Raw genomic sequence first — 15430 nt, 5'->3', positions numbered from 1 at the left:
CTGATCGCCCCGATCGCCATGGAAGAAAAACTCCGCTTCGCCATCCGCGAAGGCGGCCGCACCGTCGGCGCGGGCGTGGTGTCCAAGATCATCGCCTGATCTCGGCGAGAGCTTTCGGAAGGCGCGCGGGGGAAAGCTCGCGCGCCTTTCGCTTTTCCGGGGCGGCGCCTTGCGCCAGCCTGACCCGAGCACCGATGGAGGCCGATATGGTGATCTTCCCGCTCTGACCTTTCCCGAAACCGGAACCGGAGCCTGCCATGCCCTTCCTCGACCCCGCCCTGCGGTATCCGATGCGTTTTGCCGATGGCCGCGAGAACCGCTCGATGGTGCATCTGAACCGGGTGATCGACCATCCGAACATCCGCATCGGCGACCATACCTATGCCAACGATTTCGACCCGCCCGAGGACTGGGCGGCGCGGCTGGCGCCCTATACCTATCCCGGCGCGCCGGAGCGGCTGGAGATCGGCCGCTTCTGCCAGATCGCCCATGGCGCGCGCTTTCTCACGGCCTCGGCCAATCACCCGATGGGCGGGCTCTCCACTTATCCCTTCGCCATCTTCGACCCGGTGGCGCTGGAGCCCTACAAGGCGGGCATGATCGGCCTTCCCGACACGGTGATCGGCCATGACGTCTGGATCGGTCACGGCGCGCTGATCCTGCCGGGCGCGCGGCTGGGGCATGGCGTCATCGTCGGGGCAGGGGCAGTGGTGGCGGGCGCAGTGCCCGATTACGCCATCGTCGCGGGCAATCCGGCGCGGGTCGTGCGGATGCGCTTTGACGCCGACCGCATCGCCCGGCTCTTGGCGCTGGCCTGGTGGAACTGGCCGCTGGAGCGCATCGCCGCACGGCTGGAGGCCATCGCCACGGGCAACCTCGACGCGATGGAGGCATGAGGCCGCAATCGGCGCGAAGCTGAAACTTCGGTCTTGATTTCGTCCGCGGGGTGCAATACCTCGCGGTAAGGCTTAGGAGTTTAGCTCAGTTGGTAGAGCATCGGTCTCCAAAACCGAGGGTCGTGGGTTCGAGTCCCCCAACTCCTGCCAAGCCTCTTCCATGATCGTCGCATCCCGCCGTCTGCATGACCCGTGCATCGGATGTGCATGCGCCGCGCCTTGCGCCTAAGCCTTGAATTCGGCGCGCCAAGCGCGTATCTGCCCCGCGACACTCATTCCAGCCCAGACGCCTCGCGGCGTGCGGCGCTCATTCAGGACGTGACGATGGCCAAGGCGAATCCCTTCCAGTTCATTTCGCAGGTGCGTAGCGAGGTTGCCAAGGTCGTCTGGCCCACGCGCCGCGAAGTGGTGCTGACCACGATCATGGTCTTCGTCATGGCGGCGCTGACGGCGACCTTCTTCTCGCTGGTTGATTTCGGCATCCGCCAAGGGCTGAGCGCCGTTCTCAACGCCTTCTGATCCGGGCGCTCCGTCGGTGCTCGCGCGAATTTCCTTGAACTGGAGGGGTCCGCCCTGTATTCGGGCGGTGATTGACAAAGATCGGCGCGCAGCGATTCGGGTTGCGCGCTGTTTTTTGTTCTGGGATTGGGCAGATCTGCCCGAGACATAAGAACTTCCGGGGACATCCCCCGGGTAGAGAAGGTGACTTTGGCATGGCGAAGCGGTGGTATTCGGTGAGCGTCCTCTCGAACTTCGAGAAGAAGATCGCCGAGCAGATCAAGCAAGCCGTGGCGGATGCGGGGCTCGAGGACGAGATCGAAGAGGTTCTCGTGCCGACCGAGGAAGTGCTGGAAGTGCGGCGCGGCAAGAAGGTGACGTCGGAACGTCGCTTCATGCCGGGCTACGTGCTGGTCCGCATGGAAATGTCGAACCGCGGCTATCACCTGATTTCCTCGATCAACCGGGTGACCGGCTTCCTCGGCCCGCAGGGCAAGCCGATGCCGATGCGCGACGCCGAGGTGAACGCCATCCTCAACCGCGTGGAAGAGGGCGAGGCGCAGCCGCGCAACCTGATCCGCTTCGACATCGGCGAGACGGTGCAGGTCACCGACGGCCCGTTCGAGGGCTTCTCGGGCATGGTCGAGGATGTGGACGAAGAGCACAGCCGCCTGAAGGTGACTGTCTCGATCTTCGGTCGGGCCACCCCGGTCGAACTGGAATTCACTCAGGTGACCAAGGGCGTCTGAGTGTTCTGCGTGGGAGGCGAGCGCGCCCTGGGGCGTGACGGACCGAACCACTAAACCATGCTTCCCGAGGGAAGCGGTGACAAAGGAGAGGCCTCATGGCCAAGAAGGTAATCGGCAGCCTCAAGCTGCAAGTCAAGGCGGGGCAAGCCAACCCGTCCCCGCCCGTCGGCCCGGCCCTGGGTCAGCGCGGCCTGAACATCATGGCCTTCGTGAAGGAATTCAACGCGAAGACCGCCGACATCGAGCCGGGCACCCCGACTCCGGTGATCATCACCTACTACCAGGACAAGTCGTTCAGCCTCGAGCTGAAGACGGCTCCGGCCTCGTTCCTGCTGAAGAAGGCCGCCGGTCTTCCGCCGGTGGGCAAGCGCAACCGCGCCAAGGGCTCGGTCAAGCCGGGTCATGCCGTTGCCGGTAGCGTGACGGTCGCGCAGATCCGCTCGATCGCCGAAGCCAAGATGAAGGACCTGAACGCCAACTCCGTGGAAGCTGCGATGCAGATCATCCTCGGCTCGGCCAAGTCCTGCGGTATCGAGGTGAAAGCATAATGGCAAAGCTCGGAAAACGGTCGCGCGCTGCGCGGGAAGCCTTTGCTGGCAAAGACCTGATCTCGGTCGAGGATGCTGTCGCTCTGGTGAAGGGCGCCGCTTCGGCGAAGTTCGACGAGACGCTGGAAATCGCGCTGAATCTCGGCGTCGACCCGCGTCACGCCGACCAGATGGTCCGTGGCGTCGTCACCCTGCCGAACGGCACGGGCAAGACGGTCCGCGTGGCGGTCTTCGCCCGTGGCGCCAAGGCTGACGAAGCCAAGGCCGCCGGTGCGGACATCGTCGGTGCGGAAGACCTGATGGAGACGATCCAGTCGGGCAAGATCGAGTTCGACCGTTGCATCGCGACGCCGGACATGATGCCGCTGGTCGGCCGTCTCGGCAAGATCCTCGGCCCGCGCAACCTGATGCCGAACCCCAAGGTCGGCACGGTGACGATGGACGTGACCAACGCGGTCAACAACGCCAAGGGCGGCGAAGTGCAGTTCAAAGTCGAGAAGGCCGGTGTCATCCATGCCGGCGTCGGCAAGGTGTCCTTCGGCGAAGAGAAGCTCGCCGAGAACATCCGTGCCTTCGTCGAAGCCGTGAGCCGTGCGAAGCCGACCGGCGCGAAGGGCACCTACCTCAAGAAGGTGTCGCTGTCCTCGACCATGGGTCCGGGCGTCGCCGTTGATCTGACCTCGGCCACCACGCGCTGAGCCTTTCGGGATGCGCCTTCCCGCGCATCCCACGAAATTCCCGCGCAGCGATGCCCGGGATGGCGGGGCGGCCCGCAAGGATCGCCGCCCTGTCCTGTCCGAGACGGCGGGTGAGCTTCGGCTCTTAATCTCCTGCCTGAGATGGGGATCGAGACGGATTTTTCGGGGGATTTCCCTCGGGTGATTTTGGCCTCGGGACCACATCGCGGACCCGAACGCCCCGGACGCTCCGGGGCAAACATGAGCCGGGGGGAAACCCCCATACTTGGAGTGAACCTGTGGATAGAGCCCAGAAAGAGAAAGTGGTCGAGGAACTCGGCCAGATCTTCGCAAGCTCTGGCGTGGTTGTGGTTGCACACTACGCAGGCGTCACGGTTGCACAGATGCAGGACCTGCGCGCGCAGATGCGCGAAGTTGGCGGGTCCGTACGCGTTGCCAAGAACAAGCTCGCCAAGATCGCCCTTGAAGGGAAACCCGCCGTTAAGATGGGTGACCTGCTCACGGGCATGACCGTGATGGCCTATTCCGAGGACCCCGTCGCTGCGGCGAAGGTTGCGGAAGCCTATGCCAAGAAGAACGACAAGTTCGTGATTCTGGGTGGGGCAATGGGCGACACGATCCTGGACCAGGCCGGTGTGAAAGCCGTGGCCGCCATGCCGTCGCGTGAGGAGCTCATTGCTTCGATCGTGGCTTGCATCGGTGCGCCCGCGTCGAGCATCGCCGGGGCCATTGGCGCGCCTGCTTCGAACATCGCCGGCATCCTCTCCACCCTGGAGGAGCGGGAAGCCGCTTGAGCAATCTGACGACCTGCGTGGGTTGTTTCCCACCATGTTGGACCCCATCTTGATAGAACGGAACAGAAAATGGCTGATCTGAAGAAACTCGCCGAAGAAATCGTGAACCTCACGCTGCTTCAGGCCCAAGAACTGAAAACCATCCTGAAGGACGAATACGGCATCGAGCCGGCTGCCGGTGGCGCCGTCATGATGGCTGCCGGTCCGGCCGCCGCTGCCGCTCCGGTCGAAGAGCAGACCGAGTTCGACGTCGTCCTGACCGACGCTGGTGCGAACAAGATCAACGTCATCAAGGAAGTCCGCGCGATCACCGGTCTTGGCCTGAAAGAAGCCAAGGACCTCGTGGAAGCTGGCGGCAAAGTGAAAGAAGGCGTCTCCAAAGCCGACGCCGAAGGCTTCAAGAAGAAGCTGGAAGACGCTGGCGCCAAGGTCGACCTGAAGTAATCCGGTCGGATGCCTCTGGCATCGCCCTGAGAAATTGGCTGGGTCCGAAGCAACTTCGGGCCCAGCCGAACCTGTCTTGGAAGGGGCTTTCGCCCAAGCCCCTTCCAAGGCGCGGTTCGAGGTTCGGGAGCCACCCGGTGGGACGGATGGCATGAATGGAACCTTACCCCCTGCTTCGCAAGCGGCGCATGCCCGTGGCCCGACGGTCCATGCGCCCGCGAAAACGAAAGGTGACTTCGAGCATGGCTCAGAGCTACGTTGGCCAGAAGCGTATCCGCAGATATTTCGGCAAGATCCGTGAAGTTCTGGAGATGCCGAACCTCATCGAGGTTCAGAAATCCTCCTACGACCTGTTCCTGAAGTCCGGCGACGGCCCCAAGCCGATCGATGGCGACGGGATCCAGGGCGTGTTCCAGTCGGTCTTCCCGATCAAGGACTTCAACGAGACCGCCGTTCTCGAGTTCGTGAAATACGAGCTGGAAAAGCCGAAGTACGACGTCGAGGAATGCCAGAGCCGCGACATGACCTATGCCGCGCCGCTGAAGGTGACGCTGCGCCTGATCGTGTTCGATATCGATGAGGACACCGGCGCGCGCTCGGTCAAGGACATCAAGGAACAGGACGTCTACATGGGCGACATGCCCCTGATGACGGCCAACGGGACGTTCGTGGTGAACGGCACCGAGCGGGTCATCGTTTCCCAGATGCACCGCTCGCCGGGCGTGTTCTTCGACCACGACAAGGGCAAGACCCACTCCTCGGGCAAGCTGCTGTTCGCCTGCCGCATCATTCCCTACCGCGGCTCGTGGCTGGACTTCGAGTTCGACGCCAAGGACATCGTCTTCGCGCGCATCGACCGTCGCCGCAAGCTGCCGGTGACGACGCTGCTCTATGCCCTCGGCATGGATCAGGAAGGCATCATGGATGCCTACTACCAGACCGTGAAATACACCCATGTGAAGAACAAGGGCTGGGTCACCAAGTTCTTCCCCGAGCGGATGCGCGGCACCCGTCCGGCCTTCGATCTGGTCGATGCGGCCACCGGCGAGGTTATCTGCAAGGCCGGGGACAAGATGACCCCGCGCATGGCGAACGAGATCATCAAGGCGGGCAGCGTCTCCGAACTGCTGCTGCCCTTCGATCAGATCGTCGGGCGCTATGTCGCCAAGGACATCATCAACGAGGAAACCGGCGAGATCTGGGTCGAAGCCGGTGACGAGCTGACGATGGAATACGACCGCGACGGCGCGGTGAAGGGTGGCAGCCTGAAGCTGCTGCTCGATCAGGGCATCACCGAGATCCCGGTGCTCGACATCGACAATGTCAACGTCGGCCCCTACATCCGCAACACGATGGCGGCGGACAAGAACATGAGCCGCGACACCGCGCTCATGGACATCTACCGCGTCATGCGCCCGGGCGAGCCGCCGACCGTCGAAGCCGCGTCGAACCTGTTCGACACGCTGTTCTTCGACAGCGAGCGCTATGACCTCTCGGCCGTCGGCCGGGTGAAGATGAACATGCGCCTCGACCTCGGCAAGCCGGACACCCAGCGCACGCTGGACCGCGACGACATCATCGCCTGCATCAAGGCGCTGACCGAACTGCGCGACGGCAAGGGTGAGATCGACGACATCGACCACCTCGGCAACCGCCGGGTGCGCTCGGTCGGCGAGCTGATGGAGAACCAGTACCGCGTCGGTCTGCTCCGCATGGAGCGGGCGATCAAGGAGCGCATGTCCTCGGTCGAGATCGACACGATCATGCCGCAGGATCTGATCAACGCCAAGCCGGCGGCGGCGGCGGTGCGTGAATTCTTCGGCTCCTCGCAGCTGTCGCAGTTCATGGACCAGACCAACCCGCTGTCCGAAGTGACGCACAAGCGCCGTCTCTCGGCCCTCGGGCCGGGCGGTCTGACGCGCGAACGCGCAGGCTTCGAGGTCCGCGACGTGCACCCGACCCACTATGGCCGGATGTGCCCGATCGAGACGCCGGAAGGTCAGAACATCGGTCTGATCAACTCGCTGGCCACCTTCGCCCGCGTGAACAAGTACGGCTTCATCGAGACCCCCTACCGCAAGGTGATCGACGGCCATGTGACCGACGACGTGGTCTACATGTCGGCGACCGAGGAAATGCGTCACACCGTGGCTCAGGCCAACGCGGCGCAGGACAGCGAAGGCCGCTTCGTGGACGACCTGATTTCGTCGCGCAAAGCCGGCGAATTCATGCTGAACCCGTCCGACGCGATCGACCTGATCGACGTGTCGCCGAAGCAGCTCGTCTCGGTCGCGGCCTCGCTGATCCCGTTCCTCGAGAATGACGACGCCAACCGCGCCCTCATGGGCTCGAACATGCAACGTCAGGCGGTTCCGCTGCTGCAATCCGACGCGCCCTTCGTGGGCACGGGGATCGAGGCCGTGGTGGCGCGCGACTCCGGGGCGGCCATCATGGCGCGCCGGGCGGGCATCATCGACCAGGTCGATGCGACCCGTATCGTCGTGCGCGCAACCGAGCTTCTGGAGCCGGGCGAGCCGGGCGTGGACATCTACCGTCTGCGCAAGTTCAAGCGGTCGAACCAGTCGTCCTGCATCAACCAGCGCCCGCTGGTGAAGGTGGGCGACACGGTGGCGCGTGGCGAGGTTGTGGCCGACGGCCCCTGCACCGACATGGGTGAACTGGCGCTTGGCCGGAACATCATCGTCGCCTTCATGCCGTGGAACGGCTACAACTACGAAGACTCGATCCTGATCTCCGAGCGCATCCTGCGCGACGACGTCTTCACCTCGATCCACATCGAGGAATACGAAGTCGCCGCCCGCGACACCAAGCTCGGGCCGGAAGAGATCACCCGCGATATCCCGAACGTCGGCGAGGAAGCCCTGCGCAACCTCGACGAAGCCGGGATCGTCTATATCGGCGCCGAAGTGCAGCCGGGCGACATCCTCGTGGGCAAGATCACCCCGAAGGGCGAAAGCCCGATGACGCCGGAAGAGAAGCTTCTGCGCGCCATCTTCGGTGAAAAGGCGTCGGACGTGCGCGATACCTCGCTGCGCCTGCCGCCGGGGGCCTATGGCACGATCGTCGAAGTGCGGGTCTTCAACCGTCACGGCGTCGACAAGGACGAGCGCGCGCTGCAGATCGAGCGCGAGGAAGTCGAACGTCTGGCCCGTGACCGGGACGACGAGCTGGCGATCCTCGAGCGCAACATCTACTCGCGTCTCAAGACGCTGCTGATGGGCAAGGTCGCGGTCAAAGGCCCGAAGGGCATGAAGCCGGGCGCCGAGATCAACGATGATCTGCTGGGCACGCTGTCGCGCGGCCAGTGGTGGCAGCTGGCGCTCGGCGAGGAAGCCGAAGCCAAGGACGTCGAGGCCCTGCACGAGCAGTTCGAGGCGCAGAAGCGCGCGCTCGATCACCGCTTCGAGGACAAGGTCGAGAAGGTCCGTCGCGGCGACGACCTGCCCCCGGGCGTGATGAAGATGGTCAAGGTCTTCGTGGCGGTGAAGCGCAAGCTGCAGCCGGGCGACAAGATGGCCGGCCGTCACGGCAACAAGGGCGTCATCTCCAAGGTCGTGCCGATCGAGGACATGCCGTTCCTTGCCGATGGCACCGCTGTGGACCTCGTGCTGAACCCGCTGGGCGTGCCGTCGCGCATGAACGTCGGGCAGATCCTCGAGACCCACATGGGTTGGGCGGCGCGTGGCCTCGGCATCAAGATCGACGATGCCCTGCGCGACTTCCGCCGTTCGGGCGACCTGACCCCGGTGAAGGAGGCCATGCGTCTCGCCTATGGCGACGAGACCTATGAAGCCGCCTTCGCCGACCGGGAAGACGCCGACCTGATCGAGCTGGCGGGCAACGTGACCAAGGGCGTGCCGATCGCGACCCCGGTCTTCGACGGGGCCAAGGAAGGCGACGTGAACGACGCGCTGCGCCGGGCGGGCTTCAACGAGTCCGGCCAGTCCATCGTGTTCGACGGTCGCTCGGGCGAGCAGTTCGCGCGTCCGGTCACCGTGGGCGTGAAGTACATGCTCAAGCTGCACCACCTTGTCGACGACAAGCTGCACGCCCGGTCCACCGGCCCGTACAGCCTCGTCACCCAGCAGCCGCTGGGCGGTAAGGCGCAGTTCGGTGGCCAGCGTCTCGGGGAGATGGAGGTCTGGGCCCTGGAAGCCTATGGCGCCGCCTATACCCTGCAGGAAATGCTGACCGTGAAGTCGGATGACGTGGCAGGCCGGACGAAGATGTACGAGAGCATCGTGAAGGGCGAAGACAATTTCGAGGCCGGTGTGCCCGAAAGCTTCAACGTTCTGGTGAAGGAAGTGCGCGGCCTCGGCCTGAACATGGAACTCCTGGATGCGGAGGACGAGTGACGGCGTGGTGGGGTGAAACCCCACCCTACGCCTTCACGGGTGGGGAGCTTCCCCACCCGCACCGTCCCCCGCCGCCGCAAATCTAAGGATTGAAGATGAACCAGGAACTCAGCACCAACCCGTTCAACCCGGTGGCGCCTGTCAAGACCTTCGACGAGATCAAGATCTCTCTGGCCTCGCCGGAGCGGATCCTGTCGTGGTCCTATGGCGAGATCAAGAAGCCGGAAACCATCAACTACCGCACGTTCAAGCCGGAGCGTGACGGCCTGTTCTGCGCCCGGATCTTCGGGCCGATCAAGGATTACGAGTGCCTCTGCGGCAAGTACAAGCGCATGAAGTATCGCGGCGTCGTCTGCGAGAAGTGCGGCGTTGAAGTCACGCTCCAGAAGGTGCGTCGCGAGCGGATGGGCCATATCGAGCTCGCCGCCCCGGTCGCGCATATCTGGTTCCTGAAGTCGCTGCCGAGCCGGATCGGCCTCATGCTCGACATGACGCTGCGCGATCTGGAGCGGATCCTCTACTTCGAGAACTACGTCGTGATCGAGCCGGGTCTGACCGACCTGACCTATGGCCAGTTGATGACCGAGGAAGAATTCCTCGACGCGCAGGACCAGTATGGCGCCGACGCCTTCACCGCCAACATCGGCGCCGAGGCGATCCGCGAGATGCTGTCGGCCATCGACCTCGATGCGACCGCGACCCAGCTTCGGGAAGACCTGAAGGAAGCCACGGGCGAGCTGAAGCCGAAGAAGATCATCAAGCGGCTGAAGATCGTCGAGTCGTTCCTCGAGTCGGGCAACCGCCCCGAGTGGATGATCCTGACCGTGCTGCCGGTGATCCCGCCGGAACTGCGCCCGCTGGTCCCGCTGGACGGCGGCCGCTTCGCCACGTCCGACCTGAACGACCTCTACCGCCGGGTCATCAACCGCAACAACCGCCTCAAGCGGCTGATCGAACTGCGCGCGCCCGACATCATCGTGCGCAACGAAAAGCGCATGCTGCAGGAAGCCGTCGACGCGCTGTTCGACAACGGCCGTCGTGGCCGCGTCATCACGGGCACCAACAAGCGCCCGCTGAAGTCGCTGTCGGACATGCTCAAGGGCAAGCAGGGCCGGTTCCGTCAGAACCTGCTCGGCAAGCGGGTGGACTTCTCGGGCCGTTCGGTCATCGTGACCGGCCCGGAGCTGAAGCTGCACCAGTGCGGCCTGCCGAAGAAGATGGCGCTCGAACTGTTCAAGCCGTTCATCTACTCGCGGCTCGAAGCCAAGGGTCTGTCCTCCACCGTCAAGCAGGCGAAGAAGCTGGTCGAGAAGGAGCGTCCCGAGGTCTGGGATATCCTCGACGAGGTGATCCGCGAGCACCCGGTTCTGCTGAACCGTGCGCCGACGCTGCACCGTCTGGGCATCCAGGCCTTCGAGCCGATCCTGATCGAAGGCAAGGCGATCCAGCTGCACCCGCTCGTCTGCTCGGCGTTCAACGCCGACTTCGACGGTGACCAGATGGCCGTCCACGTGCCGCTCTCGCTGGAAGCCCAGCTGGAAGCGCGCGTGCTGATGATGTCGACCAACAACGTGCTGTCGCCCGCCAACGGCGCGCCGATCATCGTGCCGTCGCAGGACATGGTTCTGGGGCTCTACTACACCACGATGGAGCGCAAGGGCATGGTCGGCGAGGGCATGGCCTTTGCCTCGGTCGAGGAAGTCGAACACGCGCTGGCCTCCGGCGCGGTGCATCTGCATGCCCGCATCAGGGCGCGGATCAAGCAGATCGACGACGAGGGCAACGAGGTCATCAAGCGCTACGAGACGACCCCGGGCCGTCTGCGTCTCGGCAACCTGCTGCCGCTGAACGCCAAGGCTCCGTTCGAGCTGGTGAACCGCCTGCTGCGCAAGAAGGACGTGCAAAACGTCATCGACACCGTCTACCGCTACTGCGGCCAGAAGGAATCGGTGATCTTCTGTGACCAAATCATGGGCATGGGCTTCCGCGAGGCGTTCAAGGCCGGGATTTCCTTCGGCAAGGACGACATGCTGATCCCCGACACCAAATGGCCGATCGTCAACGACGTTCGCGATCAGGTGAAGGAATTCGAACAGCAGTACATGGACGGCCTGATCACCCAGGGCGAGAAGTACAACAAGGTCGTGGACGCCTGGTCGAAGTGCTCGGACAAGGTGGCGGCCGAGATGATGGCCGAAATCTCCGCCGTGCGTTACGACGACGCCGGCGCCGAGAAGGAGCCGAACTCGGTCTACATGATGTCCCACTCCGGGGCCCGGGGTTCGCCCGCTCAGATGAAGCAGCTCGGCGGGATGCGCGGCCTGATGGCAAAGCCGAACGGCGAGATCATCGAGACGCCGATCATCTCGAACTTCAAGGAAGGTCTGACCGTTCTTGAATACTTCAACTCGACCCACGGCGCCCGGAAGGGTCTCGCGGACACCGCGTTGAAGACGGCGAACTCGGGCTATCTGACGCGTCGTCTTGTCGACGTGGCGCAGGACTGCATCGTGCGCAGCCATGACTGCGGCACCGAAAACGCCATCACGGCCTCGGCCGCGGTGAATGACGGTGAAGTGGTCTCCAGCCTTGCCGAGCGCGTGCTGGGCCGGGTGGCGGCGGATGACATCCTCGTTCCGGGCACCGACGAAGTGGTCGTGGCGCGTGGCGAGCTGATCGACGAACGTCGGGCCGACCTGATCGATCAGGCCGGTGTGGCCTCCGTGCGGATCCGCAGCCCGCTGACCTGTGAAGCGGAAGAGGGCGTCTGCGCCATGTGCTACGGGCGCGACCTTGCCCGCGGCACGCTGGTGAACCAGGGCGAGGCTGTCGGCATCATCGCCGCGCAGTCGATCGGCGAACCCGGCACGCAGCTGACGATGCGGACCTTCCACATCGGCGGCATCGCGCAGGGCGGCCAGCAGTCGTTCCTCGAAGCCAGCCAGGAAGGCAAGATCGAGTTCCGGAACGCCAACCTGCTCGAGAACGCCAATGGCGAGTTCATCGTCATGGGCCGGAACATGCAGATCGCCATCATCGACGAGGCCGGTCAGGAACGGGCGGCCCACAAGATCACCTATGGTGCGAAGGTTCACGTCAAGGACGGTGCTGCCGTCAAGCGTGGCGCCAAGCTGTTCGAATGGGACCCCTACACCCTGCCGATCATCGCCGAAAAGGGCGGTGTGGCGCGCTTCGTCGATCTCGTCTCGGGGATCTCGGTCCGCGAGGACACCGACGAGGCGACCGGCATGACGCAGAAGATCGTGTCCGACTGGCGCTCCGCGCCCAAGGGCAACGATCTGAAGCCGGAAGTGATCATCATGGACCCGGTGACGGGCGATCCGGTGCGCAACGAGGCAGGCAACCCGATCTCCTATCAGATGTCGGTGGACGCGGTTCTGTCGGTCGAGGACGGCCAGGACGTGAAACCCGGCGACGTGGTGGCGCGTATCCCGCGCGAAGGCGCCCGGACCAAGGACATCACCGGGGGTCTTCCCCGCGTGGCGGAACTGTTCGAAGCGCGTCGTCCGAAGGATCACGCGATCATCGCCGAACACGACGGTTATGTGCGCTTTGGCAAGGACTACAAGAACAAGCGCCGCATCACCATCGAGCCGGTCGACGACACGGTGAACTCGGTCGAGTACATGGTGCCGAAGGGCAAGCATATCCCAGTGCAGGAAGGCGACTTCGTGCAGAAGGGCGACTACATCATGGACGGCAACCCGGCTCCGCATGACATCCTGCGGATCCTGGGGGTCGAGGCTCTGGCGAACTACATGATCGACGAGGTGCAGGACGTCTATCGACTGCAGGGCGTGAAGATCAACGACAAGCATATCGAGGTGATCGTGCGGCAGATGCTGCAGAAGTTCGAGATCCTCGACTCGGGCGAGACGACGCTGCTCAAGGGCGAGCATGTCGACAAGGCCGAGCTTGACGAGTTCAACCAGAAGGCCATGAAGCACGGGATGCGGGTGGCCACGGCCGAGCCGATCCTGCTCGGGATCACCAAGGCGTCGCTGCAGACCCGCAGCTTCATCTCGGCGGCCTCGTTCCAGGAGACGACGCGGGTGCTCACCGAGGCTTCGGTGCAGGGCAAGCGCGACAAGCTGGTCGGCCTGAAGGAGAACGTCATCGTCGGCCGTCTGATCCCGGCAGGGACCGGCGGTGCCACGAGCCGCGTGAAGAAGATCGCCGCGGATCGCGACCAGACGGTGATCGAGGCGCGGCGCTCCGAGGCGGAAACCGCCGCGGCGCTGGCCGCTCCGGTGCAGGACGTCTACGACGTGGAAACCGACTCCGGTCTGGTGGACACCGTCGAGAGCCGCGACGAGTAAGTTCGTCGCGCAAGACATCGAAGAACCCCCGTGCCCCCGGCACGGGGGTTTTTCTTTGCCCTTTCGCCTTCCGAATCCCGCGATTAGGGTGCCGCGAAACCAACGGGCAGGCGTCATGCAGATCTCGGACAACGTGCGCGGCGCGCTCTACATGAACATCGCCATGGCGGCCTTCACCCTGAACGACGCCTGCATGAAGGCGGTCTCGCTGGCGCTGCCGCTGTTCGAGGCGGTCGCGATCCGGGGCACGATCTCGCTGCCGCTGCTGTTTCTGGTCGGCGCGATCACCGGAGGGCTGCGGCTCCGCCTCCCGCCCCGGGATGTGCGCATCGTCAGCCTGCGCGCCCTGGCAGAGGTCGGCGCGACCGTCACCTTCCTCACCGCGCTGATTTACCTGCCGCTGGCCAACCTGTCGGCCATCATGCAATCGACGCCGCTGGCGGTGACGCTGGCCGCCGCGCTGTTCCTCAGGGAGCCGGTCGGCTGGCGGCGGATGCTGGCGATCGGCATCGGCTTTGTCGGCGTGCTGATCATCATCCGGCCCGGCACTAGCGGATTCGATATCTGGGCGATGCTCGGCCTCGCCTCGGTCGCCTGCGTCGTGGTCCGCGATCTGGCGACGCGCGAGCTGTCGCGTGGGGTGCCCTCGGTCACCGTGGCGATCTGGTCGTCGCTGGTCATCACCGGGATGGGGGCCATCGGCGCCACCTGGGGCGGGTGGGAGCCGGTGACACTGGCGCAGGTCGTGACCCTCGCGGGGTCTGCCGTGGCGATGGTGATCGGATATCTCTTTGTCATCATGGTGATGCGGGTGGGCGATATCGGCTTTGTCGCGCCCTTCCGCTACACGGCACTGCTCTGGGCGATCCTGCTCGGCTGGCTGGTCTTCGGCACCTTGCCCGACCGCTGGACGGTGGTCGGGGCGTCGATCGTGGTTGCCACCGGGCTCTTCACGATCTATCGGGAGTCTCGCGTCCGCCGCGGCACCGCCTGAGGCCAGAACCCCCAGCGCCTGTTGACATCCCGCGCGACTCCCCCTATACGCCGCCTACCTGAGCTGCGGGCATGGCCTGCTGCCGGGACCTAGTGAGAATAAGTGGTCACGATCCGGGCCTCCAAGCCCCGATCCTCTGGAATTCCACCGCGTCGTCCCCGCGAAGGGGACGCATGCGGTATTGGTGTTTTGTGCAAGCGGAACATCACGAACGGCGCCCCCCGAACGGATCCGGGCAGGCGTAAATGAAACGGGTTGCAACACGGGGAACGTGAATGCCAACGATCCAACAGCTCATCCGCAAGCCGCGGGAGCCTCGAGTACAACGGTCCAAGTCGCAGCACTTGGAATCCTGCCCGCAAAAGCGCGGCGTCTGCACGCGCGTCTACACCACGACGCCGAAAAAGCCGAACTCGGCCATGCGGAAAGTCGCCAAGGTGCGTCTGACCAACGGCTTCGAGGTCATCAGCTACATTCCCGGTGAAAAGCACAACCTTCAGGAACACTCCGTCGTCCTGATCCGCGGCGGCCGCGTGAAAGACCTTCCCGGCGTGCGTTACCACATCCTGCGCGGTGTTCTCGATACCCAGGGTGTCAAAGACCGTCGTCAGCGTCGTTCGAAATACGGCGCGAAGCGTCCGAAGTAAGGAGAGGCAGAGATGTCCCGTCGTCACGCCGCCGAAAAGCGCGAAATTCTTCCCGATGCCAAATACGGCGATACGGTTCTGACCAAGTTCATGAACAACCTCATGATCGATGGCAAGAAATCGGTCGCCGAGTCCATCGTCTACAACGCGCTGGAGCGGGTGCAGTCCCGCCTCAAGCGCGAGCCGATCGAGGCCTTCCACGAGGCGCTCGACAACGTGAAGCCTTCGGTCGAAGTGCGCTCGCGTCGCGTCGGCGGTGCCACCTATCAGGTGCCGGTCGAAGTCCGCGTCGAACGCCGCGAAGCCCTCGCGATCCGCTGGCTGATCATCGCGGCGCGCAAGCGCAACGAGAACACCATGGAAGAGCGACTGGCCGCCGAGCTGGCCGATGCCTGCAACAACCGCGGCACCGCGGTGAAAAAGCGCGAAGACACGCACAAGATGGC

13 protein-coding genes and 1 tRNA gene are annotated in these 15430 nt (G+C 64.2%); all 14 read left to right on the top strand.

The window, feature by feature from the left end; genetic code table 11:
* A partial coding sequence (locus AC3A5Z_RS23860) for an EF-Tu C-terminal domain-related protein (protein ID WP_155326419.1) occupies positions 1-99 on the top strand: 99 nt, incomplete at its 5' end.
* 158 nt (positions 100-257) lie between these two features.
* Positions 258-896: a CatB-related O-acetyltransferase gene (locus tag AC3A5Z_RS23855; RefSeq protein WP_487521758.1), complete on the top strand. Its 639-nt coding sequence runs from the start codon at positions 258-260 to the stop codon at positions 894-896.
* A gap of 74 nt (positions 897-970) precedes the next feature.
* Positions 971-1046, top strand: a tRNA-Trp gene (locus AC3A5Z_RS23850).
* 174 nt (positions 1047-1220) lie between these two features.
* Positions 1221-1415 (top strand): preprotein translocase subunit SecE, encoded by a 195-nt coding sequence (secE, locus tag AC3A5Z_RS23845; RefSeq protein ID WP_487521757.1) that lies wholly within the window; start codon positions 1221-1223, stop codon positions 1413-1415.
* A 194-nt stretch (positions 1416-1609) separates the two neighbouring features.
* Complete coding sequence (nusG, locus tag AC3A5Z_RS23840; protein WP_487521756.1) at positions 1610-2143, top strand: transcription termination/antitermination protein NusG; 534 nt, start codon at positions 1610-1612, stop codon at positions 2141-2143.
* 95 nt (positions 2144-2238) lie between these two features.
* A complete protein-coding gene (gene rplK, locus AC3A5Z_RS23835; RefSeq protein ID WP_487521755.1) occupies positions 2239-2691 on the top strand; it encodes a 50S ribosomal protein L11 in 453 nt (150 codons plus the stop codon).
* On the top strand, positions 2691-3389 hold the full coding sequence (gene rplA, locus AC3A5Z_RS23830) for a 50S ribosomal protein L1 (protein WP_487521754.1): 699 nt from the start codon (positions 2691-2693) through the stop codon (positions 3387-3389). The genes rplK and rplA overlap by 1 nt, the downstream gene beginning before the upstream one ends.
* Positions 3390-3667: 278 nt before the next feature.
* Entirely contained in the window at positions 3668-4183 is a 516-nt protein-coding gene (gene rplJ, locus AC3A5Z_RS23825) for a 50S ribosomal protein L10 (protein WP_107664831.1), read from the top strand.
* 69 nt (positions 4184-4252) lie between these two features.
* Complete coding sequence (gene rplL / locus AC3A5Z_RS23820) at positions 4253-4627, top strand: 50S ribosomal protein L7/L12 (RefSeq protein ID WP_487521753.1); 375 nt, start codon at positions 4253-4255, stop codon at positions 4625-4627.
* 242 nt (positions 4628-4869) lie between these two features.
* Positions 4870-9003: a DNA-directed RNA polymerase subunit beta gene (gene rpoB, locus AC3A5Z_RS23815; RefSeq protein ID WP_487521752.1), complete on the top strand. Its 4134-nt coding sequence runs from the start codon at positions 4870-4872 to the stop codon at positions 9001-9003.
* Between the two features lie 95 nt (positions 9004-9098).
* The gene (gene rpoC, locus AC3A5Z_RS23810; RefSeq protein WP_487521751.1) at positions 9099-13343 is read left to right on the top strand and encodes a DNA-directed RNA polymerase subunit beta'; all 4245 of its coding nucleotides are present in this window, start codon (positions 9099-9101) and stop codon (positions 13341-13343) included.
* Between the two features lie 115 nt (positions 13344-13458).
* Positions 13459-14337 carry a DMT family transporter gene (locus AC3A5Z_RS23805; protein WP_487521750.1) on the top strand — a complete coding sequence of 293 codons (879 nt, stop codon included), beginning with the start codon at positions 13459-13461 and terminating at the stop codon, positions 14335-14337.
* 275 nt (positions 14338-14612) lie between these two features.
* A complete protein-coding gene (gene rpsL, locus AC3A5Z_RS23800; protein ID WP_127044857.1) occupies positions 14613-14984 on the top strand; it encodes a 30S ribosomal protein S12 in 372 nt (123 codons plus the stop codon).
* Between the two features lie 12 nt (positions 14985-14996).
* Positions 14997-15430, top strand: a 434-nt coding sequence (rpsG, locus tag AC3A5Z_RS23795; RefSeq protein ID WP_487521749.1) for a 30S ribosomal protein S7, incomplete at its 3' end; no start/stop codon positions are given.

This window comes from Cereibacter sp. Soil_C_27, assembly GCF_057657095.1.
Note: the sequence above shows the minus strand (reverse complement) of the source record. Positions and strands in the feature narration are given on the sequence as shown.